This is a genomic window from Streptomyces sp. ATexAB-D23, from assembly GCF_000373645.1.
Taxonomy (GTDB): domain Bacteria; phylum Actinomycetota; class Actinomycetes; order Streptomycetales; family Streptomycetaceae; genus Streptomyces; species Streptomyces castrisilvae.
Genome location: NZ_KB892035.1, coordinates 237301 through 264029, shown reverse-complemented (window position 1 = coordinate 264029; position 26729 = coordinate 237301). Strand labels below are relative to the sequence as shown.

At 73.0% G+C, this 26729-nt stretch carries 20 protein-coding genes; 13 read left to right on the top strand and 7 right to left on the bottom strand.

Features of this window, described 5'->3' with window-relative positions; genetic code table 11:
* The first annotated feature begins 30 nt into the window (after positions 1-30).
* Positions 31-663, top strand: a complete 633-nt coding sequence (locus B082_RS0126335) for a nucleoside/nucleotide kinase family protein (protein ID WP_018554793.1) — start codon at positions 31-33, stop codon at positions 661-663.
* Positions 664-730: 67 nt separating this feature from the next.
* The gene (locus tag B082_RS0126330; protein WP_018554792.1) at positions 731-1861 is read left to right on the top strand and encodes an aminopeptidase P family protein; all 1131 of its coding nucleotides are present in this window, start codon (positions 731-733) and stop codon (positions 1859-1861) included.
* A 6-nt stretch (positions 1862-1867) separates the two neighbouring features.
* On the opposite strand, the gene treZ is transcribed toward B082_RS0126330, so the two are convergent.
* Positions 1868-3628, bottom strand: a complete 1761-nt coding sequence (gene treZ / locus B082_RS0126325; protein ID WP_018554791.1) for a malto-oligosyltrehalose trehalohydrolase — start codon at positions 3626-3628, stop codon at positions 1868-1870.
* 175 nt (positions 3629-3803) lie between these two features.
* Between treZ and B082_RS0126320 the strand changes: the two genes are divergently transcribed.
* Positions 3804-5159 carry a GH1 family beta-glucosidase gene (locus B082_RS0126320; protein ID WP_018554790.1) on the top strand — a complete coding sequence of 452 codons (1356 nt, stop codon included), beginning with the start codon at positions 3804-3806 and terminating at the stop codon, positions 5157-5159.
* Between the two features lie 7 nt (positions 5160-5166).
* Here the strand turns inward: B082_RS0126320 and B082_RS0126315 are convergent, their stop codons facing one another.
* A complete protein-coding gene (locus tag B082_RS0126315; RefSeq protein WP_018554789.1) occupies positions 5167-6123 on the bottom strand; it encodes a GNAT family N-acetyltransferase in 957 nt (318 codons plus the stop codon).
* 178 nt (positions 6124-6301) lie between these two features.
* On the opposite strand from B082_RS0126315, the gene B082_RS0126310 reads away from it, so the two are divergent.
* Positions 6302-6868 (top strand): DUF1707 and FHA domain-containing protein, encoded by a 567-nt coding sequence (locus B082_RS0126310; protein WP_018554788.1) that lies wholly within the window; start codon positions 6302-6304, stop codon positions 6866-6868.
* Between the two features lie 10 nt (positions 6869-6878).
* Here the strand turns inward: B082_RS0126310 and lpdA are convergent, their stop codons facing one another.
* Positions 6879-8300, bottom strand: a complete 1422-nt coding sequence (gene lpdA, locus B082_RS0126305; RefSeq protein ID WP_018554787.1) for a dihydrolipoyl dehydrogenase — start codon at positions 8298-8300, stop codon at positions 6879-6881.
* A 117-nt stretch (positions 8301-8417) separates the two neighbouring features.
* Here lpdA and B082_RS0126300 point away from each other — a divergent pair, with 117 nt between their 5' ends.
* The 3 genes from B082_RS0126300 (at position 8418) to B082_RS0126290 (ending at position 11505) form a co-directional block, all read left to right on the top strand.
* Entirely contained in the window at positions 8418-9329 is a 912-nt protein-coding gene (locus B082_RS0126300; RefSeq protein ID WP_026250218.1) for a LysR family transcriptional regulator, read from the top strand.
* 48 nt (positions 9330-9377) lie between these two features.
* The gene (locus tag B082_RS0126295) at positions 9378-10022 is read left to right on the top strand and encodes a hypothetical protein (protein WP_037710906.1); all 645 of its coding nucleotides are present in this window, start codon (positions 9378-9380) and stop codon (positions 10020-10022) included.
* A 460-nt stretch (positions 10023-10482) separates the two neighbouring features.
* Positions 10483-11505 carry a cytochrome P450 gene (locus B082_RS0126290; protein WP_018554784.1) on the top strand — a complete coding sequence of 341 codons (1023 nt, stop codon included), beginning with the start codon at positions 10483-10485 and terminating at the stop codon, positions 11503-11505.
* A gap of 34 nt (positions 11506-11539) precedes the next feature.
* Here B082_RS0126290 and treY read toward each other — a convergent pair whose 3' ends face one another.
* Positions 11540-13906 (bottom strand): malto-oligosyltrehalose synthase, encoded by a 2367-nt coding sequence (gene treY / locus B082_RS0126285; protein WP_018554783.1) that lies wholly within the window; start codon positions 13904-13906, stop codon positions 11540-11542.
* Positions 13907-13996: 90 nt separating this feature from the next.
* Positions 13997-16162, bottom strand: coding sequence for a glycogen debranching protein GlgX (gene glgX, locus B082_RS0126280; RefSeq protein WP_018554782.1), 2166 nt, complete (start codon positions 16160-16162; stop codon positions 13997-13999).
* A gap of 390 nt (positions 16163-16552) precedes the next feature.
* On the opposite strand from glgX, the gene B082_RS0126275 reads away from it, so the two are divergent.
* Positions 16553-17785 carry an SAV2148 family HEPN domain-containing protein gene (locus tag B082_RS0126275; RefSeq protein WP_026250217.1) on the top strand — a complete coding sequence of 411 codons (1233 nt, stop codon included), beginning with the start codon at positions 16553-16555 and terminating at the stop codon, positions 17783-17785.
* Between the two features lie 68 nt (positions 17786-17853).
* A complete protein-coding gene (locus tag B082_RS0126270; RefSeq protein ID WP_018554780.1) occupies positions 17854-18600 on the top strand; it encodes a 3'-5' exonuclease in 747 nt (248 codons plus the stop codon).
* A gap of 115 nt (positions 18601-18715) precedes the next feature.
* Here the strand turns inward: B082_RS0126270 and B082_RS0126265 are convergent, their stop codons facing one another.
* Positions 18716-19582, bottom strand: coding sequence for a phosphotransferase enzyme family protein (locus B082_RS0126265; RefSeq protein ID WP_026250216.1), 867 nt, complete (start codon positions 19580-19582; stop codon positions 18716-18718).
* A 126-nt stretch (positions 19583-19708) separates the two neighbouring features.
* Here B082_RS0126265 and B082_RS0126260 point away from each other — a divergent pair, with 126 nt between their 5' ends.
* The 3 genes from B082_RS0126260 to B082_RS0126250 are packed head-to-tail and all read left to right on the top strand — an operon-like array spanning position 19709 to position 22787.
* A complete protein-coding gene (locus tag B082_RS0126260; RefSeq protein ID WP_037710904.1) occupies positions 19709-20659 on the top strand; it encodes a carbohydrate ABC transporter permease in 951 nt (316 codons plus the stop codon).
* Positions 20656-21495 carry a carbohydrate ABC transporter permease gene (locus B082_RS0126255; protein WP_018554777.1) on the top strand — a complete coding sequence of 280 codons (840 nt, stop codon included), beginning with the start codon at positions 20656-20658 and terminating at the stop codon, positions 21493-21495. The genes B082_RS0126260 and B082_RS0126255 overlap by 4 nt, the downstream gene beginning before the upstream one ends.
* Positions 21495-22787 (top strand): ABC transporter substrate-binding protein, encoded by a 1293-nt coding sequence (locus B082_RS0126250; RefSeq protein ID WP_018554776.1) that lies wholly within the window; start codon positions 21495-21497, stop codon positions 22785-22787. The genes B082_RS0126255 and B082_RS0126250 overlap by 1 nt, the downstream gene beginning before the upstream one ends.
* A 58-nt stretch (positions 22788-22845) precedes the next feature.
* Here B082_RS0126250 and B082_RS0126245 read toward each other — a convergent pair whose 3' ends face one another.
* A complete protein-coding gene (locus B082_RS0126245; RefSeq protein ID WP_051094691.1) occupies positions 22846-25137 on the bottom strand; it encodes an MMPL family transporter in 2292 nt (763 codons plus the stop codon).
* A gap of 360 nt (positions 25138-25497) precedes the next feature.
* Between B082_RS0126245 and B082_RS0126240 the strand changes: the two genes are divergently transcribed.
* Complete coding sequence (locus B082_RS0126240; RefSeq protein ID WP_018554774.1) at positions 25498-26700, top strand: S8 family peptidase; 1203 nt, start codon at positions 25498-25500, stop codon at positions 26698-26700.
* Positions 26701-26729 lie beyond the last annotated feature (29 nt).

Below are 26729 nucleotides of genomic sequence, written 5' to 3'. Positions count from 1 at the left end.
CACCGGGCCCGTGACGGGACACTATCCGGCATGGACCTCACCGGCCTCACCGCCCGCGCCCGCCGCCTCGCCCTCGCCGGGGACCGCCGCCTCCTCGGCATCGCCGGCCCGCCGGGCGCCGGCAAGTCCACCCTGGCGAAGCGGCTCGTCGACGCGCTCGGGCCGCTCGCCGTCCTCGTCCCCATGGACGGCTTCCACCTCGCCCAGTCCGAACTGGAACGCCTCGGCCGGGCCGGCCGCAAGGGCGCGCCCGACACCTTCGACGCCGCCGGATACGTGGCCCTGCTGCGGCGGCTGCGGGCCCCCGAGCCCGGGACCGTCGTCTACGCCCCCGCCTTCGACCGGTCCCTGGAGGAGCCGGTCGCGGGCGCGGTCCCCGTACCGCCGGACGTCCCGCTCGTCGTCACCGAGGGCAACTACCTGCTGCACGGGGAAGGGGCCTGGGCCCCGGTGCGCGGGCTGCTGGACGAGGCGTGGTTCCTCGCACCGGACGACGGGGTGCGCGTGCGCAGGCTGGTCGACCGGCATGTGTGCTACGGGAAGCCGCGGGCCGAGGCCGAGCGCTGGGTGGCCCGGTCCGACGAGGCCAACGCACGCCTCGTCGCCCCCGGCCGCGACCGCGCCGACCTCGTCGTGCGGGACGCGGGCGGCCCGCGCCCCTGACCCCTCGCCCGCCCGGCGCCGGGCGGGCAGGATGGGAGGGCCGTTCCGCACCGTCAGGAGGCCCCGGATGCCCAGCCCGAACCAGCCCGTGCCGTTCACCGCCGACGACTACCGGTCCCGGATGGCACGGGCCGCCGAGAGCGCCGCGGCGGCCGGGCTCGCGGGCGTGCTGGTCGCGCCGGGGCCCGACATGGTGTACCTGACGGGCTATGCGCCGCCCGCGGACACCGAACGCCTCACCCTCCTCGTCCTCGCGGCCGGCCAGGACCCCGTCCTCGTCGTGCCGACGCTGGAGGCCCCGGACGCGGCGAAGGCCGTCGGCGCCCCCGCCATGACCCTGCGGGACTGGACGGACGGCAAGGACCCGTACGCCGTCACCGCCTCGCTGCTCGACGCCCGGGGCCGGTTCGGGATCAGCGACAACGCCTGGGCGATGCATCTGCTCGGCCTCCAGCAGCTCCTGCCCGACACCTCCTACGCCTCCCTCACCCAGGCGCTGCCGATGCTGCGCGCCGTGAAGGACGCCCACGAACTGGCGCGGATCGCCGCCGCCGGGGCCGCGGCCGACGCCGCGTACGAGGAGATCCTGAAGGTCCGCTTCTCCGGCCGCAGGGAGACCGAGGTCGCCGCCGACCTGGCCCGGCTGCTCACCGAGCACGGGCACTCCCAGGTCGACTTCACCGTGGTCGGCTCCGGCCCCAACGGCGCCAACCCGCACCACGAGGCCGGCGAGCGCACCATCGAACGCGGCGACATGGTCGTCCTGGACTTCGGCGGACTCAAACACGGCTACGGCTCCGACACCTCCCGTACCGTCCACGTCGGCGAGCCCACCGCCGAGGAGCAGCGGGTCCACGACATCGTGCGCGAGGCGCAGCAGGCGGGCTGCGCGGCGGTGCGCCCCGGCGTCGCCTGCCAGGAGATCGACCGGGCCGCCCGCGCCGTCATCACCGAATTCGGCTACGGCGAACGCTTCATCCACCGCACCGGCCACGGCATCGGTGTCACCACGCACGAACCGCCGTACATGATCGAGGGCGAGGAGCAGCCGCTGGTGCCCGGCATGTGCTTCTCGGTGGAGCCCGGCGTCTATCTGCCGGGCCGGTTCGGCGTCCGCATCGAGGACATCGTGACCGTCACCGAGCACGGCGGGCGCCGCCTGAACGCCACCGCCCGCGAACTCGCCATCGTGGAATAGCCCCGGTCAGCCGTCGGCCAGCACCACACAGGACTCCGCCGGCAGGTGCAGCATCCCGTCCGGACCCGGCGGGTCCACGGGCAGCCACGCCGCCAGCACCCGGCCGGGCCCGGCCCGGTGGCGTCCGTTGCCCAGCGGGATCGCGGCCGGCTTCGCGTCGAGGTTGACCGCGATCCGCAGATCGCCCCGGCGCACCGCCAGCCGGCGCGCCCCGTCGTCGTACGCCGTCCTCACCGACGCCAGATCCGGGTCGCCGAGGTCGGGCAGGGCGCGCCGCAGCGCGATCAGCTCGCGGTACCAGGCGAGCAGCCTGGCGTGCGGCTCGCGGCGGGGCTCGTCCCAGTCCAGGCAGGAGCGGGCCCGGGTGGCAGGGTCCTGCGGGTCCGGGATGTCCTCCTGCGCCCAGCCGTGCGCCCCGAACTCCCGCCGCCTGCCGGTGCGTACCGCCTCGGCCAGCTCCGGGTCCGTGTGGTCGGTGAAGAACTGCCACGGCGTACGGGCGCCCCACTCCTCGCCCATGAACAGCATCGGGGTGAAGGGTCCCGTCAGCACGAGGGCCGCCGCGCAGGCCAGCAGCCCGGGGGAGAGGGACGCGGAGAGCCGGTCGCCGAGGGCCCGGTTGCCGATCTGGTCGTGGGTCTGGGCGTACCCGACGAAGCGGTGCGCGGCGGTGCGGCCGGGGTCGACGGGGCGTCCGTGCGTACGGCCGCGGAAGCTGGAGTACGTGCCGTTGTGGAAGAAGGCGCTCGTCATCGTCTTGGCGAGACCGGCCAGCGGGGCCTCCGCGAAGTCCGCGTAGTAGCCCTGCGCCTCACCGGTCAGCGCGGTGTGCAGACAGTGGTGGAAGTCGTCGTTCCACTGGGCGTGCAGCCCGAGTCCGCCCTCCTCGCGCGGCGTCGTGGTGCGCGGGTCGCACAGGTCGGACTCGGCGATCAGCGGGAGCGGGCGGCCCAGCTCCGCCGAGAGCGCGTCGGCGGCGGCGGACAGCTCCTCCAGGAACGTCAGCGCCCGGGTGTCGGCCAGCGCGTGCACCGCGTCGAGCCGCAGCCCGTCCAGCCGGTAGTCCCGCAGCCAGGCCAGCGCGCTGCCCAGCAGGAACGCACGCACCTCGTCGGAGCCCGGCGCGTCCAGGTTGACGGCGGCGCCCCACGGCGTGTGGTGCGTCTCGGTGAAGTACGGGCCGAAGAGCGGGAGGTAGTTGCCGGACGGGCCCAGGTGGTTGTGGACCACGTCCAGGACGACGGCGAGCCCGAGACCGTGCGCCGTGTCGACAAAGCGCTTCAGCCCCTCGGGGCCGCCGTACGGTTCGTGGACGGCCCACAGCGACACCCCCTCGTACCCCCAGCCGTGGACCCCGGGGAAGGGGCAGACCGGCATCAGCGAGATATGCGTGATGCCCAGCTCCGCGAGGTGCCCGAGCCGGGCCGCCGCCGCGTCGAAGGTGCCCTCGTCGGTGTACGTGCCGATGTGCAGCTCGTACAGGACAGCGCCCGGCAGCCCGCGCCCCGCCCAGTCGGACCGCCAGGTGTACGCGTCGTGGTCGACCACCGCGGACTCGCCGTCAGGGCCGTCCGGCTGGCGGCGCGAGCGGGGATCGGGGCGTACCGGTCCGCCGTCCAGCACGAAGCCGTACCGGTCGCCGTCCGAGGCCTCGGCCTCTGCGGTCCACCAGCCGGGCCGGTCCGGATCGGGCTCCATCGGCAGCGGCTCGCCCGCCAGCCGCAGGCCGGCCGATCCCGCGTCCGGTGCCCATACCTCGAACAACATGCGGCGCTCCCTCGCTTCCGGGGCCCGTTCGCCCCGGCCCATGGTCGGCAGCGGGCGCGATCTTCGGCGCCCCGACACTGGATCGAGTTCGATACTGGCGATTAAGGTCTGAATCTGATCACTGCCCTGCCAGGTTCTGCCCTACGCACTCCCTCTTACGGCTGTGGAGGCCGAGATGACCGTGCCGTCTTTCCCGCCCGGATTCCTGTGGGGAGCCTCCGCGTCCGCCTTCCAGACCGAAGGCGCCGCCGACGCCGACGGCAAGGGCCCCTCCGGCTGGGACGCCTTCGCCGCGCAGCCCGGACGCATCAAGGACGGCACCGACACGAGCCGGGGCACCGGCTTCCACCGGCACTACCGCGAGGACGTCGCGCTGCTGGCCGGACTCGGCGCCGACGCCTTCCGGTTCTCGGTGAGCTGGCCGCGCGTCGTCCCCGGCGGCAGCGGCCCCGTCAACCCGCGGGGCCTCGACTTCTACGACCGCCTCGTGGACGAGCTCTGCGCCCATGGCATCACCCCGGCCCCCACCCTCTACCACTGGGACACCCCGCTCCCGCTGGACGAGGCGGGCGGCTGGCTCGACCGGGACACCGCCTACCGGTTCGCCGAGTACGCCGGGATCGTCGCCGAACGCCTCGCCGACCGCGTCCCCATGTGGATCACGGTCAACGAACCCGCCGAAGTCACCCTGCTGGGTTACGCACTCGGTGAGCACGCCCCCGGCCGCACCCTCCTCTTCGACGCGCTGCCCGCCGCCCACCACCAGCTCCTCGCCCACGGCCTGGCCGTACGCGCGCTGCGCGCGGCGGGCGCCGAGAACATCGGCATCGCCGTATCGCACTCGCCGGTCTGGACGGCCGGAGATTCGGACGAGGACCGCTTCGCCGCCGAGCTGTACGACACCCTCACCAACCGGCTCTTCTCCGACCCGCTCCTCACCGGCCGCTACCCCGACGAGAACTTCGCGGCCCTGATGCCCGGCCCCGTCGAGGACGACCTGCGCACGATCTCCACCCGGCTGGACTGGTACGGCGTCAACTACTACAACCCCACCCTCGTCGGCGCCCCCACGCCCGACGCGCTCGACAGCTTCGCCGGCTTCGGCATGCCCGAGGGCCTGCCCTTCGGCATCCGCGAGATCGAGGGCTACGAGAAGACCGACTTCGGCTGGCCCGTCGTCCCCGAGGGCCTGCGCGAGACCCTCGTACAGCTGCGGGAGCGCTACGGCGACCGGCTCCCGCCGCTCTACATCACGGAGAACGGCTGCGCCGTGGACGAACCGGCCGAGGACACCCGCAGGATCGCCTTCCTCGACGGTCACCTCAGGGCCCTGCACGAGGCGATCGACGCGGGCGTCGACGTACGCGGCTACTTCACCTGGTCCCTCACCGACAACATCGAGTGGACCGAGGGGGCCAGCAAGCGCTTCGGTCTCGTCCACATCGACTACGAGACGCTGCGCCGCACCCCGAAGGACTCCTACGCCTGGTACCGCGACCTCATCAAGGCCCAGCGCGCCGACGGGCGATGACGGGTGATCAGCCGTCCCACACCATGTCGAAGGCGCGCTCGAAGTTGACGTATCCCAGACGCTCGAACGCCTTCGCCATCGGCAGGTTGCCGAGGTCCGTCGCCGCCCGGACGCGCTCCACGTCCCGCTGCGCGGCGAGCACCCGGGTCCCCTCGGCCAGGATGTCGTCGATGTGGCCGCGCCCGCGATGGGCGGGCAGCACCCCGATGTACGCGATGACCGGGTTGTAGTTGTTGCGGGCCGGGATCACGAAACCGACCGGCTCACCGTCCGGCAGCTCGGCCACCCGCCACCACTCCCGGGGCGTCGCGTAGCCGGCCAGCTCCTCGTCGTAATGCTTCTCCGCGGCCTGCCGCGGAGAGAGTCCGGACGCCAGGTCCGCCCGGCCGTGGGCGTCGAGCGTGCCCTCCATGACCGGCGTCATCAGGGCGAGCAGGTCCTCGCGCCCGTCGACCGGGCGGAACCGCAGCCTGCCGCTGCCGGCCGGGACGGGCGTACCCCGCCGCCACTCCAGGCGCAGCCGCTCCACGAGCATCCGGGCCCCGGTGCGCTCCATGACCCGGATACGGGACTCGACGGCTTCGCGGACCGCCGGGTCCTCGCGCCAGTCGGCCGGCACGTAGCGCCCGTACTCGGGGCGGGGCGTCCCGGCCGGTACGACGGCGGCCGTCGCCTCCTCGACCAGCCGCAGCCCGGCCTCCTCGCGCTCGGGGACCGGCAGGGTGTCGTCCAGGTCGAAGAAGTCGAGCAGCAGCGGCGTACCGCCGTCCCTGCTCCACCACGCGATCCGCGCCACGACCCGCTCACCGCGCACCGCCACCCACATCCACTCCGGGCGGCGGCGGCCCGTGGCGAGGTCGTCCGCCAGCTCGTGGTCCAGGACGTAGGGCAGTTGACGGAAGAGGTCCAGCTCCTCCGGTCCGCTGAGTGGTCGGACGGTCAGGCCGAGTGGTGCGTCGGGCACAAATCCCCCATGGGCGAGCGGGTGCGTCACGGCGGTCGCCGGAGGCAAGGCCGCCGACCCTAGCAACGCTCCCGGCCGGCCGCCTCCGGATATCCCGGGTGCGGCCCGCGCAGGTCAGGAGGGCGGAAAGCGGGGTTGTTCTGGACACCCCGGGGCCGTCGGACCGACAATTGGAGACGTGACGTCCTCCTTCGAGTCCCACACGTATCCCGCGCGGCTGTCGGACGCCCAGCGCGACCGTGTTCTGGGTGTGCTCAGAGAGGGCGCGGCCCAGGGCAGGCTTTCCCAGGACACCTTCATGCGGCGCATGGAGGTGGCCCTGACGACGAGCCGCCCCGAGGAGTTGGAAGCCCTCACCAGGGACCTGGAGCACGAGGGCCGTTGGTCGCGCGGACTGCTGCGGGTCGTGGGCGGGGTCTCCGGCTTCCCGGAGCGCATCCGCCGGGCGTGGCGGGCGGAGCGGCTGCCGAAGCTGCTGCTGCCGGCCCCCAGCCCGCACCCCCTGCGCATCGGCCGCGACCCGGGCAACGGACTGCGCCTCAGCCACGAGACGGTCTCCCGGACGCACGCCGAACTGACCGCCCAGGGCGACCGCTGGCTGCTGCGCGACCTCGGCTCGACCAACGGCACCTGCGTCAACGGGCAGCGCGTCACCGGTACGGTCCCGGTGCGCGAAGGGGACCAGGTCAGCTTCGGCCGGATGATGTTCCGGCTCTCCGCCCCCGCGCTCCGGCCGCCCGCCTGACGCCACCGCCTCACGCCTGCTGGTGAAGCCCCCGTCCTGCCAGGGTGAGGAAGGACTCGCCGACGGCCTCCGAGAGCGTCGGATGCGGGTGGATGTGCTGGGCCACGTCGAAGGGTTCCGCGTCCCAGCCGACGATCAGCTGGCTCTCGGCGACCATCTCCGAGACGTGCGGCCCGACCAGGTGCACCCCGAGGACCCGGCCCCCGCGCTCCGCGACCACCTTCACCATGCCGCCCTGCCCGTGCACCATGCCCTTGGCGACGGCGGTCAGCGGCATCGTGTTGACCACGACGTCGTGCCCCGCGTCGCGCGCACCCGCCTCGGTCAGGCCCACCGCCGCGGTCTGGGGCGCCGAGTAGGTGACCCGGGGCACCGCGTCGTAGTCCACCGGGGACGGCCGCAGCCCCGCCAGGGTCTCCGCCACCAGCAGCCCCTCGGCGAACGAGGCGTGGGCCAGGCCCGGGGACGGCGGCGGCAGCAGATCGCCCACCACATGGATGCCGGGCACCGCGGTCTCCAGCCGTGACCAGTCCGCCGGAGCCACATACCCCCGGTCATCGGCGGCCAGGCCCGCCGCCGCGAGCCCCAGGCCGTCCGTCACAGGGACCCGGCCCACCGCGATCAGCAGCCGTCGCGCCCGCACCGTCCGGGTCTCGCCGCGCGGGGTGCGCAGCGTGGCCCGGACGCCGTCATCGAGGACGGCCGCTTCCAGCAGTCGTGTGCCCGTCAACACGTCGATGCCACGCTTCTTCAGACCCCGCGTCAGGTGACGCGACACCTCGGCGTCCTCCAGCGGCACCAGCCGGTCGGCGGCCTCCACCAGCGTCACCCGCGCCCCCATCGACCGGTGCAGCGAGGCGTACTCCACCCCGATCGCCCCACCGCCCAGCACCAGCACCGAATCCGGCAGACCGGGCGCGAACAGCGCGTCGTCGCTGGTCACCACCCGCCGCCCGTCCACCACCGGACCCGGCAGCGTCCGGGGCCGCGACCCCGTCGCCAGCACGATGCCGCGCCGGGCGACGACCTCCCCGTACCCCGCGATCCGGACACCGCGCGGGCCCGTCAACTCCGCGCTCCCTGACACCACTTCGACGCCTGCGTGGGCCAGATGGGCCTGGACGCCCCGGTGGTTGCGGGTCACGATGTCGTCGCGGGTGGCGACCAGGGCCGGCCAGTCGACCGACTCCAGCACCGCCTTCACCCCCCAGCGTTCACGGGCCTCCGCGATGCCGTCGACGAGTTCGGCCGCGTGCAGCATCGCCTTGCTCGGGATACAGCCGCGGTGCAGGCAGGTGCCACCCACCTTGTCGCGTTCGGCGAGGACCACCCGCAACCCGAGCGCCGCCGCCCGCAGCGCGGTCGAGTAGCCGCCGGTACCGCCGCCGACGACCACGACATCGGCCTCGTTCACATCCTGCGTCTGTGTCATGTCCCCACCCTCCGCCGGGCCCTTGCCATGAGTCCAAGGCAATGTTTGTGTGGATCCGATGCACAGCGTTTATGTCTCACGCCGGCCGGGACCGGGCGATGGGGGAGGGGCGGCGCGATGAGCCTTCGGCAGATGGAGTACTTCCTCACGGTGGTCGAGGAGTCCTCCTTCACCCGGGCCGCCGAACTCCTCCACGTCACCCAGCCGGCGCTGTCCCACCAGATCAAGGCCCTGGAGCGGACCGTCGGCGGCCCGCTGCTCGAACGGCTGCCGCGCGGTGTGCGGCTGACCCCGATGGGCCGCGCCTTCCTGCCGCACGCCGAACGGTCCGTGCGCAGCGCCGCCCAGGCGCGGCGCGCCGCGCGGGCGGCGGCGGGCGCCGAGGGCGGCGAACTGCACATCGCCACCGTGCACGCCGTCGCCGTCGGCATCCTCCCCGAGGTCTTCGCCCGCTGGCGCTCCGCACACCCCGGGGTGGGCCTCGTGCTCCACGAGTACGCCACCACGCAGGCCCTTGAGGAGCAGATCGAACGGGGCACCGCGGACCTCGCCGTCGGCCCGCCGCCCCCCGACTGGCCGGGCCCGGTCGTCCCGATCGGCGAGGAGGAGATCGTCCTGGTCGTCCCCTTCGACGACCGGCTCGCCGGACGCGCCTCCGTCCGCCTCCACGAACTCGCCGACCGCCCCTGGGTGCGGTGCGCGATGGAGGCCGTCGTGCACGGCCGGCCGTTCCTGGACTGGGCCTGCGCCGAGGCCGGCTTCGTCCCCCGTACGGCGGTCCGCACGGAGCACACGTCGACCGCGGTACGGATGGCGGCGGCCGGGGTCGGGATCGCGACCGCGCCCGCGCACGTCGTGCGGGGAGCCGTCGGCGAGGACTGCGCGGTGCTCACCGTCGAGCCGCCGTGGACCCGCGGGCTCGCGGTCTTCTCCCGGGTGGAACTGACCGGCGCGGCCGCCGCGTTCACCGAACTGCTGGACGCCTCCTGGCCGCCCGGACCGCGGCCCGGACCGCCGCCCGGACACTGACCGGGACCGGCCGGGGGCGGTGGCGGGGCGGTTGTCTATGCTGCCCCGATGACTGCCGTGGACACGAAGAAGGCGCCGCGTCCGACCGTGGACCGGGGACGGTACTTCCTGATCACCCTCGCCGTGGTGGTGCTCGGCTGGGTCATCGCCGCGGTCAACACGGGCGTCTCCTACCTCGCCCTGGGCATGGACGCCATCCCCATCGTCACCGGTCTCATCGGCTGCCTCGCCCTCGTGATCGTCTTGCGATTCCTCCACCACGCCTGGTGGCTCGCCGCTCTCTCCGTGCTGCCCGCGCTGCTGGTGCTCGTCGGCTCGGTCCAGTACGCGCCGGAGGCCGCGCTCGACAGCCGGGGCGTGCGGGAGACCGTCCGCGTCACGGCCGACAGCGCCGCCGGGACCGGCCGGTCCAACCACCGCTTCACCCTGGAGGGTCCGAGGGGTGAACTCGACGAGACCCTGAACTACGACGGGGACGACCCGGACTGGAGGGTGGGCGACCGGATCGAGGTCATCAGCGACCCGAAGGGCGTCGTCCCGCTGGAGGCCGCCTCCGACGTCGACTCGGGCGACCGCCTCGGCATGCTGGTGATGGGCGCCGCCGGCTGGACGTGCATCACCCTCCTGGCGGGCCTGCGCGGATTTGTACGCCGCCGCGCGGGCCGGCGGCCGGTGTTCGACGACATGGGCTGAGCGGCCGCCCTGGGGCCGGCGTGTGACATGTCACCGCCCGGCGCCCAGCGGTGACATGTCACCGCGCAGCCCCCCTGCGGTGACATGTCACGACACAGCCCCTTGCGGTGACATGTCACCGTGCAGTGCTGAACGATGACATGTCACACACCGGCCTTGTCGCCGCGGACGCGCGCAGCCGGTGGATGTGACATGTCACCGTGCGCGCCGCGCGATGACATGTCACATCGGCCCCGGCCCGTGGCCCCCGCCCCGTGGCCCGCCCGCACCCGTCGACACCAGCACCCCCGGCGACCTGCTCCATCCGGCCGACACCGGGCACATCACCCCACCGGCCGCGTCACCCCACCCGCCACATCACCCGAACGGCCGCGCGCCGACTGCGACGGGCCCGTTCAGGTGATGCCCTGAGAGGACCCGCGCCGCGCACCGGCGCACCGACTCGCCCCGGGGGAACGCCATGCAGGCCGACGCGCCCCGAGACATACCGGCCCCGACCACCTCGCCCGAACCCCGCACCCCCGCCGGCCGCTCCGGGCGGACCCGCACCGGCCCCAGCCTCCTGGCGCGCGGCGCGGCCCACGACCCGTACCGCTTCTACCGGATGCTGCGCGAGCAGTACCCGCTCAGCTACGACGCCCCGCTCGGCGCCTGGCTGATCAGCCGGTACGACGACGTGACCGCCGCCCTCACCGACCCCCGGTTCACCGGCTTCCCGCACGACGGGGCGCCCCGGGGCGGCCCCGCGCCCCTCGGCCTGTGCCACGGCAGCGCGCGCTGCCTGCCCACCGACCGCTACACCGTGGTGACCGGCACCGTCCCCGCCGGCCACGCCGAACGCGTGGAGCGCACCGCCTACGTGCTGGCCCGGCGCATCGCCCGCCGCCCCCGCGCCGATCTCGTCGAGGAGTTCTGCCGCTGGCTGCCCGCCGGGCTGGGCCGTGACAGGAACGGGGCCCCGCAGGAGAAGGCCGCCGCGCCCACAGGCGACGCGCTCTGCGTCCGGCACACCGCCCTGCGCGAGACCGCGCTCGCCTCCTTCCTCGCCAACCTGCTGGACGACCCCGACCTGCTGGCCGCCCTGCGCATCGAACCCGCGCTCGCCGGCCGGGCCTGGACCGAGACCCTGCGCCGCGACCCGCCCGTCCAGGTCGTGCTGCGCCGCACCGTCGCCGAGGTCACCCTCAGCGGCGGCACCCTCCCCGCGCGGGCGCCCGTCGCCTGCCTCATCGGCGCTGCTGCCCGCGATCCGCAACGGTTCGCCGCCCCGGACGTGTTCGACCCCTTCCGCCCCGACCAGGACCGTGCGCTGACCGGGCCCCCGGGCTGCCCCGCCGTGGCGCTCGGCCGGCTGGAGGCCGAGCAGGGGGTGCGCGCCCTGCTCGACGCGATGCCCCGGCTCCGCTGGGCGGAGGGCTTCCGGCCCGCCGCCACCGGACTCCTCACCCGGGGGCCCCGCTCGCTGCTCGTCAGGCCCGGCTGAGCGGCGCGGCAGGACGGTTCGCGGACCGGGCCCGTCAGGCGCGGACGAGCAGCGCCACCGGACGCTCCGCGAACAGCTCGGCCACCGCGACCGTGCCGCCCGAGAACTCCCGCCCCGGGGCCAGCAGGTCACGCCACACCCCGTCGTCCGGCAGCGCCAGCCGCGTCCCGCGCCAGCCGCCCGACTCCGCGAGCCGCAGCGACAGCCGGGTCACCGCCGTCACGGCCTGGCCCGAACGACAGAACGCCAGACAGTGCGCCGCCGCCGGACCCGACGCGCCCAGCGGGGCGTACGTACCCGATTCGCCGAACACCCCCGGCTGCTCGCGCCGGAGCCGCAGCGCCGCAGCCGTCAGCTCCGCCTTCTCGTCGGCGGGCGCGTCCGGCGGCGGCTGCCGGAACGGCCGCCGGTTGTCCGGGTCGACCAGCGCCGGATACACGCGCTCGGTGCCCTGGTAGAGGTCCGGCACCCCCGGCATCGTCAGGTGCACCAGCGCGGCCCCCAGCACCTGGGCCCGCACATGCGGGGCGAGCGGGGCGGCGAACTCCTCCACGAGAGCAAGGCCGGGGCCGGTGTCCGAGGCCGGCCCGGCGGCGACGTAGTCCGAGGCCAGCCGCTCGTACACCGGATCGGGCTCCGTCCAGCTGGTGAACAGGCCCGACTCGCGCACCGCCTTCAGGAGGGCGGGCTCCAGCCGTGCCGCGCGCTCGCCGGCCGGAATCCCGGCGCAGCCGATCGCGGTCTGCCAGGCCTGCCAGGCCAGCTGCGGATCGGGCGCGGCCGGAGCCGAGCGCGCCGCCCCGGCCACCAGCCCCGCGAACCGGCCCGGACACTGCGACAGCACCGCGATGCCCGCCCGTACGTCGGCGCTGCGCTTGGTGTCGTGCGTGGTCAGCGCCGTCCCGGTGGCGGGCCAGTCGCGGGCGAGCCGGGTGCAGAAGGCGTGGAAGTCCGCCGGCTCCACCGCCGGGTGCCCCGGATCGCCGCCCACCTCGTTCGCCGAGATCAGTGGCGTGTACCGGTAGTACGCCGTGTCCTCGACCGCCTTGGCGCGCAGCGCGGACGACGTCTGGGCGAACCGCGCGCAGAACGCCGCCCGGTCCCCGCCCCCGCCGAGCCGCCCGAGCGCCAGGTCCCGCACCACGTCGACGGCCGACGCCTCCTCACGTACCGCGAACACCGCCTTCGCGTCGCTCACCGCCGTCGCGTCGAACGTCGCTCCTGCCGTCTCGGAGCACGGGCCGCCCGCCGTCACGTACGGGCGGTAGACCGGGACGCGGACCAGCAGCTCGCGCACCGCGGTGTGCAGTGCCCAGGGGGCGTGGTCGCGCAGCGCGGGGTCCTCGGCGCAGACGCGGGACGCCAGCCGGGTCAGCGCCTCGGTCTCGGCCGCCAGTTCATGGGTGACCACGCGGTACGCGGCCCGGCGCACGGTCGCCGTCCAGTAGCCGCCCCGGTCGCCCTCCGGCGAGGCGGACTCGCGGTAGTGGCCCAGCAGCTCCGCCGCGCCCTCCGGGTCGGTGAAGAGGCCGTCGATCCGGTACAGCGCGTCGTACCCCGTGGTCCCGGCCACGGCCCAGCCGGCCGGCAGCGGCTCGGACCCGGTGAGGATCTTCTCCACCACCGTCCACACCCCGCCGCTCGCCCCGGAGAGCCGCTCCAGATAGCCGGCCGGGTCGGCGAGGCCGTCCGGGTGGTCGATCCGCAGACCGTCCACGACCCCTTCCCGCACCAGTTCGAGGATCTTGGCGTGGGTGGCGTCGAAGACCTCCGGGTCCTCCACCCGCACCCCGATCAGGTCCGAGATGGTGAAGAACCGCCGGTAGTTCAGCTCGGTGCGGGCCAGCCGCCACCAGCCGAGCCGGTAGTGCTGGGCGTCCAGCAGCTCGGGCAGATCGAGGTGGGCGGTCCCGGCCCGGAGCGGGAACTCCTGTTCGCCGTAGCGCAGCACCTCCCCCTCGACCCGCATCCGCGCCATCTCGTCACCGGTCCGCCCGGCCAGCACCGGCAGCAGCACCCGGCCCCCGCCCGCCGCCCAGTCGATGTCGAACCAGCGGGCGTACCGGGACTCCGGGCCCTCGCGCAGCACCTCACGCAGGGCGTGGTTGTGCCGGGCGTCGGCCGCCATGTGGTTCGGCACGATGTCCAGGACCAGGCCGAGCCCGTGCTCCCGCGCGGTGCGCGCCAGCCGCCGCAGCCCCTCCTCGCCGCCCAGCTCGGCGCGGACCCGGCCGTGGTCGGTGACGTCGTAGCCGTGCCGGGAGCCGGGCACGGCTTCGAGGACCGGTGACAGGTGCAGATGGGAGACGCCGAGCGAGGCGAGATACGGCACGGCGTCCTCGGCGGCCGAGAACGGGAACTCCGGCTGGAGCTGGAGCCGGTAGGTGGCGGTAGGCGTCATGGGAACCTTCGTACCCACATCCGGGCCGCCTGTGTCACCCCGTCGGGCACAAGGGCACGACGGGGTGACACCGGAGGTCCCGGCGGCCGCTCACGCGGGCCGTTGCAGCACCACCATGCTCCGCCCCACCAGCGTCACCCGATCGCCCGCCGCCACCTTCGGACCCGCCCCGGTCAGCACACCGGCCGGGCGCGCGGTGTCCACGACGGCATGCCACTGCCGCCCGTGGTTGACCGGCACGGCGAATTCCAGGGTCTCGGCGCTCGCGTTGAACATCAGCAGGAAGGAGTCGTCGGAGATCCGCTCCCCGCGCGGGCCCGGCTCCGAGATGGCGTGCCCGTTCAGGAAGACCGTCAGTGCCTTGGCGTGCGCCGCCTGCCAGTCCCGCTGCGTCATCTCCTGGCCCTCGGGGGTGAACCAGGCGATGTCGGACAGTTCGTCGTGGGTGCCCTCCACCGGGCGGCCGTGGAAGAACCTGCGGCGCCGGAAGACCGGGTGGTCGCGGCGCAGCCACACCATGGCCCGGGTGAACTCCAGCAGACTGCTGCCCGGCGTGTCGCCGTCCTGTTCCCCGTCCGCTTCCTCGTCGCCGTCCCGGGCCCCGGCCGGCACCGGCCAGTGCACCCACGACAGCTCGTTGTCCTGGCAGTAGGCGTTGTTGTTGCCGCGCTGGGTACGGCCGAACTCGTCGCCGTGGCTGAGCATGGGCACGCCCTGCGACAGCATCAGCGTGGCGATGAAGTTGCGCATCTGGCGCTCGCGCAGCTCCAGCACCTCGGCCCGGTCCGTCTCGCCCTCGGCGCCGCAGTTCCAGGACCGGTTGTGGCTCTCGCCGTCCCGGTTGCCCTCGCCGTTGGCCTCGTTGTGCTTGTCGTTGTACGAGACCAGGTCGTGGAGGGTGAAGCCGTCGTGGCAGGTGGTGAAGTTGATCGAGGCCAGCGGGCGCCGCCCGTCGTCCTGGTACAGGTCGGAGGACCCGGTCAGCCGCCCGGCGAACTCCGCCAGGGTCCTGGGCTCACCGCGCCACAGGTCGCGGACCGTGTCCCGGTACTTGCCGTTCCACTCGGTCCACAGCGGCGGGAAGTTCCCCACCTGGTAGCCGCCCTCGCCCACGTCCCACGGCTCGGCGATCAGCTTCACCTGGCTGACCACCGGGTCCTGCTGCACCAGGTCGAAGAACGACGACAGCCGGTCCACCTCGTGGAACTGACGGGCCAGCGTGGCCGCCAGGTCGAAGCGGAAGCCGTCCACATGCATCTCGGTCACCCAGTACCGCAACGAGTCCATGATCATCTGAAGTACGTGCGGCGAGCGCATGAGCAGGGAGTTCCCGGTCCCCGTGGTGTCCATGTAGTAGCGCTGGTCGTCGGTCAGCCGGTAGTACGAGGCGTTGTCCAGGCCCCGGAAGGAGAGCGTGGGGCCCAGGTGGTTGCCCTCGGCCGTGTGGTTGTAGACCACGTCGAGGATGACCTCGATGCCCGCCTGGTGCAGGGCGCGAACGGCCTGCTTGAACTCCAGCACCTGTTCGCCCCGGTCGCCCCAGGAGGCGTAGGCGTTGTGCGGGGCGAAGAAGCCGATCGTGTTGTAGCCCCAGTAGTTGGCGAGCCCCGCGTCGGCCAGCCGGTGGTCCTGGACGAACTGGTGCACCGGCATCAGTTCGATGGCGGTGACGCCCAGCTCCGTCAGATGGGCGATGATCTCCGGATGCGCCAGCCCCGCGTACGTGCCGCGCAGCTCCTTCGGCAGCCCCGGATGGAGCATCGTCAGACCCTTCACATGGGCCTCGTAGATCACCGTGCGGTGGTAGTCCGTACGGGGCCGCCGGTCGTCGCCCCAGTCGAAGTACGGGTTGACCACGACCGAACTCATGGTGTGCGGCGCCGAGTCCAGGTCGTTGCGCGCGTCGGGCCTGCCGAAGGGGTAGCCGTACACCGCCTCGCCCCATTTGATCTGCCCGGACACCGCCCGCGCGTAGGGGTCCAGGAGCAGCTTGGCGGAGTTGCACCGGGTGCCCCGCTGCGGCTCGTACGGGCCGTGCACCCTGAATCCGTAGCGCTGACCGGGCATCACCCCGGGCAGGTACGCGTGACGGACGAAGGCATCGGTCTCTCTCAGTTCCACCGCCGTCTCGGAACCGTCGTCGTGCAGCAGGCACAACTCGATTCGGTGGGCGGCCTCCGAGAAGACCGCGAAGTTGGTCCCGGCGCCGTCGTACGTGGCACCGAGGGGGTACGCCTGTCCCGGCCAGACCTGCATGGATTCGACTCTTCCAGTTCTGCTGCGGTCGCCTGGGGAATGCGGGCCACCTGGGCCAGATCTTCCCCGAAAGTCCGGCTTGTACCTAGGACCCGGCCGCCAAGCGGGGACGGAGTCGCCGCGGGAAGGCCCGGTCCGGTCAACCTCGTGCCTCTTCGTGTCGCCCGGGAACGGCCTTCGGTCCTCCCTTGGTCGCCTCTGTCCGGTTTGGGCCCCCTGCTGGGGTGTTTAATCACTATGAATCCGCTCACTCCAGCCGAAGCCGACAGCGGGAACAGGTTTGATTCCATGGGGAGTTGGTAAAGGAGCCTGCGCATCCGGCTGCACCGGCTCCCGCTCCCGGAGTACCCTTCCTTGATCGTTGGTGGGGGAGTGGAAGGCGGTGCGTGGGTGAGCTCGGGAGGGTTCGAGCTGCCCCCGGGTGACGCGGGTCACGAGGGGGATGTGGCCGATGTCCCGCCCGGGGCGGTCTCGCTGGCGCAGCCGCTGGAGATCGGCGCGGAACTGGACTGGGGCGCCGACGCCTGGAGCGAGGTGCGTACGCGCGCCCAGCGCGCCGGGCGGGCCTACATCTGGCTGAATCTGGTCGAACAGCGGCTGCGCGCCGTGGTCGCGGCGGTGCTCCGGCCGATCTACGAGCCCGTCCACGGCGAGGACTGGGTGGTGGCCGCGGCGGGCCCCGCCGGGCAGGAGTGGGTGCAGCGCGCCGTCGCCGTGCGCGAGGTCTCCCGCCGCAAGGGCTATCTGCTCGACCCGGCCGACGACAACGTCCTCAGCTTCCTCACGCTGCCGCAGCTGCGCGAGCTGATGGTCCAGCACTGGCCGTGCTTCGAGCCCTACTTCGACGACCGCCGCGATGTCGAACTGGCGCTCGACGAGCTGGAGGTCGCGCGCAATGTGGTCTCCCGCAACCGCGCGCTCAACGAAGCGGTGCTCGCCCAGGCCGAGCGGGCCTCCGCCCGGCTCCTGGAGATGCTGGGCAGCGGCGCGGCCGTGCCCTCGTCCGACCGGCTCCCGGTCGACGCCGTCGAGGACCTGGTCGGCGACCGGTACGCGGACGTGGTCTCCGTCCACTCCGACCGGGTGCGCCTCCAGCGCCAGCTGCCCGCCGAGGACCTTTTCGGCGACGCCCGCCGGCTCGACGCGATCGGCATCGGACTCAACCTGCTGGTACAGAACTTCTCCGGCCGCCGGCTGATCCGGCTCGCCGAGTCGGGCTGCCGGATACGGCTGCTGTTCATCAACCCCGCCAGCAGCGCCGTCAAGCGCCGCGAGCGGGAGCTGGGCCTCAAGAAGGGCGAGCTCAGCCGGTCGGTGGAGATGAACATCCTGCACATGCGGCGGGTGCGCTCCAAGCTCCGCGACCCGGGTGCCTTCGAGATCCACGTCTTCGACGAGACCCCGCGCTTCACCGCCTACCTGGTGGACGGCGACGGTGCCGACGCCGTGGGCGTCGTGCAGACCTATCTGCGCCGGGCGCGCGGTATGGAGGCGCCGGTGCTGGTGCTGCGCGGCGGCGGGCGTGCGGTGGTCCGGGCGGGGCAGGGGTACGAGCACGGGCTGTTCGAGACCTACCGCGAGGAGTTCGAGTCCGTGTGGACGGACTCCCGGCCGGTCTCCTGAACGAGCGTTGTCAGTGGCCCGTGCGAGGGTGGTCGTCATCCGGGGGAGCACCACGAAGGAGGTACGGGATGAGCTGGCACCGGCATGCGCTGGTCGGCTTCGATCTGGAGACGACGGGGACGGACCCGCTGGAGGCCCGCATCGTGACGGCCGCGGTGATCGCCGTGGACGGGCGGGGCGGAGAACCGGCCGACCGGCACAGCTGGCTGGCCGACCCGGGTATCCGCATCCCCGTCCAGGCGTCCGCGATCCACGGCATCAGCAGCGAGCGGGCCGCGGCGGAGGGCCGGCCGGCCCGTGAGGTCGCCGACGAGATCGCCGACACCCTGGCCGGCTACTGGCGCCGGGGCGTCCCGGTCGTCGCGTACAACGCGGCCTTCGATCTGACCCTGCTCACCGCCGAGTTGCGCCGCCACCGGCTGCCCTCGCTCAGCGACCGGCTCGACGGCGCCCCCATCGGCCCCGTCATCGACCCGTACACCATCGACCGGGCCGTCGACCGCTACCGCAAGGGCAAACGGAACCTGGAGGCCGTCTGCGTCGAGTACGGCGTGGTCCACGGCGGGGCGCACGACGCGACGGCGGACGCGCTGGCCGCGGTGCGGGTGGCGTACGCGATAGCCGGCCGGCACCCCTCGGTGGCCGAGCTGGACGCCGGCCGGCTCCACGAGCGCCAGATCGCCTGGTACGCGGAGTGGGCCGCCGACTTCCAGCGGTTCCTGCGCCGCAAGGGCACCGCCGACGCGGTGATCGACGGCCGCTGGCCGGTCCGCGAGCCGGTGCCGGCCGCGGAGACGATGCCGTCCGTCGGCTGAGGCGAAGCCGAGCCCGGCCGCGTCCGGCCCGTCCGGCGTTCGAGGACACCCGCCCGGCCGGTGCGCGGGCCCGCCCGGCCGCCTGACCGAGCCCGCCCGGCGATGGCCGAAACGCTCAGAAGGGATACCACCGCACCGCCGTGTCCCCGTCCCGCAGGGACGCCACACGCCGGCGGAATTCGGTGAGAGCCGCCGGGTTGGCAGGGGCGTGCTGCGCGACCCACGCACAGCTCGCCGTCTCCCGCGCCCCGCGCAGCACCCCGCAGCCGTCCCACTCGCGCACGTCCCAGCCGTACGCCCGGGTGAACGCGTCATAGGCGTCGGCCGCCAGGCCGTACCGGTCGCGGGACAGGGCGAGGACCACCAGGTCGTGCTCGCGCAGATCCGAGGCGAAGGTCTCCAGGTCCACCAGGACCGGGCCCTCCGGACCGACATGGACGTTGCGCGCCAGCGCGTCGCCGTGGATCGGGCCCGGGGGCAGATGCGGGACGAGCCGCGCCGCCGCCGCGGCGAAGCCGTCGCGCCGCTCACGCAGATAGTCGGCGTCGGCCGGATCGATCGCGTCGCCCGCCAGGGTCAGCCAGCGCTCGACGCCCCCCAGCAGCTCCCGGCGGGGCAGGGCGAAGTCCGCCGGGGCGGGCAGCGCGTGCACGGCGGTGAGCAGCGGGGCCAGATCGCGCGGCTCGGAGGGGCGCACCGCCTCGGGCAGCCGGTGCCACAGGGTCACCGGGTGGCCCCCGACCAGCCGCGCCCCGGGTTCGGCGGCCCGCACGGCGGGGACGCCGCAGTCGGCGAGCCACCGGGCGACGGCCACCTCGCGCTCGGCCCGCTCCCGCAGCTCGGGGCTGCGCTCCGCGTCCCGGCCGACCTTGACGACGAGGTCGCCGGTCCCGAACACGGCGTTCTCGCCGAGCGCGAGCAGTCCGGCGTCACCGGAGAACCCGGCGGCGGTGAGCACCTCGCGCGCTTCCATCTCGTTCATGGATCCGATTTTCGCATCCGTGCAGGTTGTCTTGACGAACCGGCGGCCCGTCAGCACGATGACGGAGGCCACCTGAGCGGCCAGAACGGTGTGAAGCCGGTCGAATGACGCAAAGGGGGCGCATTCATGGCATGGGCGAGTGCAACCGTGCGGTCCGGACGGGACGGTCCGCCGCGCGGGCGGGGCGCCGGGCGGTCCGCGCGCCCCGGGCGGGGCTCCGGCACCTGGTTCCTGGTGCTGCCCGCCCTCATCCCCATCCTGGTCCTGAGCGTCGGCCCGCTGCTCTACGGCATCGCGCTGGCCTTCACCGACTCCCAGTCGGGCCGCACCCGGTCCACCCAGTGGGTCGGCGCGCTGAACTTCCAGGACCTGCTGCACGACGGGCTGTTCTGGGAGTCGTTCCGGATCGGCCTGGTGTGGGCGGTCGGGGTGAGCGTCCCGCAGTTCGTACTCGCGCTCGGCCTCGCCCTGCTGCTCAACGAGAACCTGCGGATGCGCTGGCTGGCCCGCGCCCTGGCGATCATCCCGTGGGCGATGCCCGAGGTCGTCGTCGGCATCATGTGGCGGCTCGTCTACAACCCGGACGCCGGAATCCTCAACGAGACCGTCCGCGACCTGGGCCTCGGTGACGGCCGGGACTGGCTGACCGGGCTCGCCACCGCCCTGCCCGCGGTGATCCTCGTCGGCGTCTGGGCAGGCATGCCGCAGACCACGGTCGCCCTGCTGGCGGGCCTCCAGAACACCCCGCAGGAACTCCACGAGGCCGCGGCCCTGGACGGGGCGGGAGCCTGGCGCCGGTTCAGGACCGTCACCTGGCCCGCCCTCAGACCGGTCGCGCTCTCCATCACCGCGCTCAACTTCATCTGGAACTTCAACTCCTTCGCCCTGGTCTACGTCCTGACCAACGGCGGTCCCGGCGGCCGCACCCGGCTGCCCATGCTCTTCGCGTACGAGGAGGCGTTCCGCTACGGGCAGTTCGGCTACGCCGCCGCGATGGGCTGTGTGATGGTCGCGGTGATCTCCGTGATCCTCGCCGTGTACCTCGCGGGCCGGCTCAGGGGAGGGGAGGACCGATGAGCATGCGCGCCAAGCGGTCCGTGCGTGCCGGGCAGTACCTGGCGCTGCTGTGCTACCTGGTCTTCCTGGCGTTCCCGTTCCTGTGGCTGATCTCCACCGCCTTCAAACCCGCGCCGGAGCTGGGGTCGCTGCACCCGACGTGGATTCCCCAGCACCCGACGCTGGACAACTTCCGACAGGCCTTCGACGAGCAGCCGCTGCTGCGGGCCGCCGCCAACTCGCTGATCGCCGCGCTCTCGGCCGGGGCCATCGCCGTCGTCATCGCCACCCCGATGGCCTATGTGATGGCCCGCCACCGTACCCGGCTCGCCACGGCGGCCACCGGCTGGGTCGTGGTCAGCCAGGCGTTCCCCTTCGTCCTGCTGATCATTCCGCTCTTCCTGGTCCTCAAGCATCTGCACCTGATCAACACGCTGTGGGGGCTGATCATGGTGTACGTGGTGTGGGCCCTGCCCTTCGCGCTGTGGATGCTCGTCGGCTACGTACGGGCCGTGCCGCCCGAACTGGAGGAGGCGGCGGCGGTCGACGGGGCGGGCCGGCTGCGCACGCTGGTCTCGGTCACCGCCCCGCTGCTGGCCCCCGGCATCGTCGCCACGGCCCTCTTCGCGTTCATCACCGCGTGGAACGAGTTCTTCTTCGCCCTGGTCCTCCTCAAGACACCGGAGAAGCAGACCTTGCCGGTCGTACTGACGCACTTCCTCGGCGCGGAGGGTGCCAGTGACCTCGGGCCGCTCGCCGCCGCCGCGTTCCTCGCCACCCTCCCCTCGCTCGTCCTGTTCGCGGTCATCCAGCGCAGGATCACCGGAGGCATGCTGGCCGGGGCGGTGAAGAGCTGATGCGCGCGCTGGTACGCACGGCAGCGGCGGCGGCCACCGCGCTGGCCCTGCTGCTCACCGGCTGCGGCACGGGCGGGGACGGCGGCACGGACGGGAAGATCCGGCTCCGCTTCCAGTCGCTGGCCTGGCAGAAGGAGTCCGTCGACATCAACAAGCGGCTGGTCGGGGAGTGGAACGCGGCCCACCCCGACATCCAGGTGCAGTACGTCCAGGGCAGCTGGGACAGCGTCCACGACCAGCTCCTGACCTCCTTCGAGGGCGGCGAGGCGCCCGACGTCATCCACGACGCGTCCGACGACCTCGCCGACTTCGCGTACGGGGGCTACCTCGCCGACCTGCGCGCGCTCCTGCCGGACCGGCTGACCCGGGACATCCCCCGGCAGAGCTGGCGGACCGCCACCTTCGACGGAGGGGTCTACGGGGTGCCCTTCCTCCAGGAGCCCCGGGTCCTGATCGCCAACACCAGGATCCTCAAGGAGTCGGGGGTCCGTATCCCGACCCCCGAGAAGCCCTGGAGCTGGCCGGAGTTCCGGGAGGTGACCGAGGAGCTGACCGGTGAGGGCCGCTACGGGGTCGCCTGGCCGCTCAAGGAGCCGGTCTCCGTCACCCTCAACCTGGGCCTCTCGGCGGGCGGCGAACTCTTCCACCGGGGCGCCGACGGAAAGGTGACGATCGCGATGGGGGAGGGCGACCAGGTGGTTCCCGGCACCATCCACGACCAGGTCAACAACGACCGCAGCGCGGCCCGCACCGCGCTCGGCATGGGCGGCGGCGACACCCTGCCCGGCTTCTTCGGCGGCAAGTACGCGATGGTGCCGCTCGGCTTCTCCTACCGCCAGCAGGTCGTCGAGCAGGCCCCGAAGGGCTTCGAGTGGACGGTGCTGCCCGCCCCCGCCGGCCGGGACGGCCTCGCCCAGGGGGTGAGCCCGCAGACCCTGTCCGTCGCTGAGGACAGCCCGCACAAGAAGGAGGCCGTCCGGTTCATCGACTTCCTGCTGCGGCCCGCCAACATGGTGCGCCTGGCCAAGGGGGACTGGATGCTGCCGACCGGCACGGAGGCGCTGGCCGACCCCGCGCTGCACACCGCGGACCGTGGCTGGGCGACCGGAGCCGCCCTCGCCGGAGCGCTGCGCTCCGCACCGGCCCAGTCCGTGCGCGGCTACCCCGAGTGGAAGGACAAGGTCGCCACCCCCGCGCTCCAGGAGTACTACAGCGGGGCGATCGACGCCGCCGAGCTGAAGAAGCGTCTGGTGACCGACGGCAACCGGGTCCTGGCCCGCTACCAGCGCTGAAGGCGCCTGCCCTCCGCCCGGAGCCGGGAGGAGGGCAGGCGCGTGCGCGCGGCCGGGGTCAGACGCCGACCCGCTCCGGCTCCCCGCCCCCGCGGACCGGCTCGGAGGCCTTCGGCACCTCGTCGTACGACTCGTCGTGGGTCATGTCCGGCAGCCACCGCAGCCACTTCGGGAAGTACCAGTTGCGCTCGCCCAGCAGGGCCATCGCGGCCGGCAGCAGGACCCCGCGGATGATCGTCGCGTCGATCAGCACGGCCGCGGCCAGGCCCACGCCCATCTGCTTCATGGACTGCATCGACAGCGTGCCGAAGATCGCGAACACGGCGACCATGATGACGGCCGCGCTGGTCACCACACCGGCCGTGGTGACCACGCCGTGAGCGATGGCGTCCCGGGTGGTACGGCCCTGGAGGCGCGCCTCACGGATCCGGGAGACCACGAACACGTGGTAGTCCATCGAGAGCCCGAAGAGGATCACGAAGAGGAACAGCGGCAGCCAGGAGATGATCGCGCCGACCCCCTCCGCGCCCACCAGCGAGGCGCCCCAGCCGTGCTGGAAGATCGCGGTGAGGATGCCGTAGGCGGCGCCCACCGAGAGCAGGTTGAGGACGATCGAGGTGATCGCGACCGTCAGGGAGCGGAAGCAGAGCAGCATCAGGAGGAAGGCGAAGACGACCACGAAGGCGAAGACCGGAACGACCGAGCCGACGATCTGGTCGTTGAAGTCCTTCGAACCGGCCACCTGACCGGTGATCGGCGCCTCGACCCCCGCCACCTTGCCGAGTGTCGCCGGCCGCACGGTGTCGCGCAGCAGGTCCAGGCTCCTGACGGCCCGGTCCTGGTCCGAGCCGCCGACCAGCGGTACGTCGATGACCGCGATGTTCTCCGCGTCGTGCGTCACGATGTCGACCGGGCCCTTCGACGCGCCCGAGGCGACGGCCTGCCGGCGGAACTCCGCGAGCGCCTGGCGCACCGGAGCCGCGCCGATGTCGTCGGCCCTGACCACGACCCGCGCCGGGTCGGCGCCGCCGGGGAACGCCTCGTTCAGCCGGTCGTAGGTCCGCACGATCGGCAGCGAGTCGCCGAACTCCTGGTCCAGCGTGAGGTTCTGGGTGTGCATGCCGAGCGCGGGCAGCGAGATCGCGGCGAGCGCGCCGGCGGCGACCACGAGAGCGGTCCAGGGCCGGCGGAGCACCACGGCGAGCACCGCGCGCCAGACCCGGCTCTCGTTGTCGGTGCCGCCCCGCTGGGAGCGCTTGAGGCGGGCCAGGAAGGGAACCCGGCCCTTCTCGACGCGCTCACCGAGCAGCGAGAGCAGTGCGGGCAGCACGGTGACGGAGCCGACCATGGCGACCGCGACGACCATGAGCGAGGCCAGCCCCATCGCCTCGAACTCGGCGATGCCGGTGAAGAGCATGCCCGCCATCGCGACACAGACCGTCACACCGGAGACGACGATGGCGCGGCCGCTGGTCGCGGCGGCGATCATCAGCGCGGTCCTGGCGTCCCGCCCCTTGGCCCGCTCCTCGCGCTCCCGGCGCAGATAGAACAGGCAGTAGTCGACGCCGACGGCCAGACCGACCAGCAGCATCACGGAGTTGGCGGTGTCGCTCATCGGCTGGAAGTGGCTCACCACGCCCATCAGCCCCATGGTCGCCATGATCGCGGTGAGGGCCAGGGCGACCGGGAGCAGGGCGGCGACCAGCGCGCCGAAGGCGATGAGCAGGATGCCGAGCGCGACGGGCACGGCGGAGAACTCGGCCCGCTGGAAGTCGCTGCCGAAGGCGTCGTCGAACGTCTTGCCCATGCTGGCGCCGCCGATCTCCTCGATCCGCAGCCCCTCGTGCGCACCGTCCACCTTCGCGACGGCCTTCAGCACCGGCTCGACGCGCTCGCTCGCCGTCTCCGGGTCGCCGCGCATCTCGAACTGCACCAGCGCGCTGTGCTTGTCCGCCGAGACGGTCCCGGTGGTGTACGGCGAGGTGACGGCGGTGACCTCACCGGTGGACTGCACGGCCTCGATCACGTCGTCCACGGCCGACCGGAACTTCCGCGAGTCGGCGTCGACCGCGCCCCTGCCGTCGGACTGGACGAGCACGGTCTCACCGGCCGGGTCCTTGAGCCCCGCGTCCTCGATGATCTGCACGGCCCGGCCCACCTCGCCGGACATCTGGTCGCTCTCCTTCACATCGACCCGGCCCGCCGCGGAGCCGAGGCCCATGGCCAGGACGACGAACAGCACCCAGACGGTCACCGCCGCCCAGCGGTGCCGTGCGCTCCAGCCGCCCGCGCGGGCCGCGATGCCCCGCACCCGTGGCGCCCCTGTCCGCGCCGAATCCACTGTCCCCATGACGGGCTTTCCCCCTCGTGACCGGCACCGGCCCACCGCCGTCGCCTCCCGATTTCGAAGGTAGGCGCGGAATAAAGGCTTCTCGTCATGCTCTCTGCGGAGCCGGGTACGGCCCTTCTCCATCTTGCGGACCGGTTGTGCCCCCGAGAGGGAGGATCGAAGCCCCTTACACGTAAAGGTGGTTGGCGTATCGGCACGCAGGTGAGGGCTTCTTGTGACGAAAGCTTGACGACTGCGTCAGAGCCGTATGAAGGTCTTGATCTGCGCGCGTCAATCGGTAAAGGTTTCGAACCAACCCCCGGAGAATTTCCGGCCGAGGGTCAATCCCCCCACAAAAGAATGACGAGGAGATCCCTCTTCATGGCAATTCACAAGCGCGCACGCCGGTTCAAGCTGACCGCCGCCATCACCGCTGTCGCGGCCGCGGCCGGCGTCACCCTGCTGGGCAGCCCCATCGCCGGAGCGGCACCCGCTCCCGCCATGGGCAAGATCTACGGCGCCGACGCGGCGACCGCGGTCTCCGGCAGCTACATCGTGATGCTGGACCACAAGGCGGACAAGGCGGAGCTGGCCAAGGAGTACGGCGGCAAGCTGAACCGCAACTACAGCTCCGCCATCAACGGCTTCTCCGCCAGCGGCCTCACCGAGACCGAGGCCAAGCGGCTCGCCGCCGACCCGGCCGTCTCCAAGGTCGTCCAGAACAAGAAGTTCCACGTCGACGCCACGCAGTCCAACCCGCCGTCCTGGGGCCTGGACCGCATCGACCAGACCGAGACCGCCGGCGACAACGCCTACACCTACCCGGACAGCGCCGGCGAGGGTGTCACCGCGTACGTCATCGACACCGGGGTCCGCATCACGCACGAGGAGTTCGAGGGCCGCGCCAGCTACGGCTACGACGCCGTGGACGACGACGACGTCGCCGACGACGGTTACGGCCACGGCACCCACGTCGCCGGCACCATAGCCGGTGCGACCTACGGCGTCGCCAAGAACGCCAAGATCGTGGCCGTCCGGGTCCTGGACGACTCGGGCTCGGGCACCACCGAGCAGGTCATCGCCGGCATCGACTGGGTCACCGCGAACCACGAGGGCCCGTCCGTCGCCAACATGAGCCTCGGCGGCGGCGCGGACGAGGCGCTCGACGCGGCGGTCCAGGAATCCATCGCCTCCGGCGTCACCTACGGGGTCGCCGCCGGCAACGAGTCGGCCGACGCGAGCACGAGTTCCCCGGCGCGCGTCCCGGAGGCCATCACGGTCGCCTCGTCCACCGTGGACGACGAGCAGTCGTACTTCTCCAACTACGGCTCGCTCGTGGACCTCTACGCCCCGGGCTCGGACATCACCTCGGCGTGGAACGACAGCGACACCGGCACGGACACCATCTCCGGTACGTCCATGGCGACCCCGCACGTCGTCGGTGCCGCCGCCGTCTACCTGTCCGAGCACCCGGACGCCACCCCGGACGAGGTCGCCACGGCCCTGACCGACGGCGCCACCCCGGACGCCATCAGCGACGCCACATCGGGCACCGCGAACAAGCTCCTGAAGATCGTCGAGTAACACGGCCCCACCGGCCGGCGGCCACCGCG

Excerpts from the sequence above, each read along its gene's own strand:
- B082_RS0126320 (WP_018554790.1), top strand. The coding sequence starts at position 3,804 with ATGACCGTGCCGTCTTTCCCGCCCGGATTCCTGTGGGGAGCCTCCGCG.
- treZ (WP_018554791.1), bottom strand. The coding sequence starts at position 3,628 with ATGTTGTTCGAGGTATGGGCACCGGACGCGGGATCGGCCGGCCTGCGG.
- B082_RS0126240 (WP_018554774.1), top strand. The coding sequence starts at position 25,498 with ATGGCAATTCACAAGCGCGCACGCCGGTTCAAGCTGACCGCCGCCATC.
- B082_RS0126295 (WP_037710906.1), top strand. The coding sequence starts at position 9,378 with ATGACTGCCGTGGACACGAAGAAGGCGCCGCGTCCGACCGTGGACCGG.
- B082_RS0126245 (WP_051094691.1), bottom strand. The coding sequence starts at position 25,137 with ATGGGGACAGTGGATTCGGCGCGGACAGGGGCGCCACGGGTGCGGGGC.
- B082_RS0126260 (WP_037710904.1), top strand. The coding sequence starts at position 19,709 with ATGGCATGGGCGAGTGCAACCGTGCGGTCCGGACGGGACGGTCCGCCG.
- B082_RS0126300 (WP_026250218.1), top strand. The coding sequence starts at position 8,418 with ATGAGCCTTCGGCAGATGGAGTACTTCCTCACGGTGGTCGAGGAGTCC.
- B082_RS0126250 (WP_018554776.1), top strand. The coding sequence starts at position 21,495 with ATGCGCGCGCTGGTACGCACGGCAGCGGCGGCGGCCACCGCGCTGGCC.
- B082_RS0126270 (WP_018554780.1), top strand. The coding sequence starts at position 17,854 with ATGAGCTGGCACCGGCATGCGCTGGTCGGCTTCGATCTGGAGACGACG.
- B082_RS0126335 (WP_018554793.1), top strand. The coding sequence starts at position 31 with ATGGACCTCACCGGCCTCACCGCCCGCGCCCGCCGCCTCGCCCTCGCC.
- treY (WP_018554783.1), bottom strand. The coding sequence starts at position 13,906 with ATGACGCCTACCGCCACCTACCGGCTCCAGCTCCAGCCGGAGTTCCCG.
- lpdA (WP_018554787.1), bottom strand. The coding sequence starts at position 8,300 with ATGACACAGACGCAGGATGTGAACGAGGCCGATGTCGTGGTCGTCGGC.
- B082_RS0126290 (WP_018554784.1), top strand. The coding sequence starts at position 10,483 with ATGCAGGCCGACGCGCCCCGAGACATACCGGCCCCGACCACCTCGCCC.
- B082_RS0126330 (WP_018554792.1), top strand. The coding sequence starts at position 731 with ATGCCCAGCCCGAACCAGCCCGTGCCGTTCACCGCCGACGACTACCGG.
- B082_RS0126265 (WP_026250216.1), bottom strand. The coding sequence starts at position 19,582 with ATGAACGAGATGGAAGCGCGCGAGGTGCTCACCGCCGCCGGGTTCTCC.
- B082_RS0126255 (WP_018554777.1), top strand. The coding sequence starts at position 20,656 with ATGAGCATGCGCGCCAAGCGGTCCGTGCGTGCCGGGCAGTACCTGGCG.
- glgX (WP_018554782.1), bottom strand. The coding sequence starts at position 16,162 with ATGCAGGTCTGGCCGGGACAGGCGTACCCCCTCGGTGCCACGTACGAC.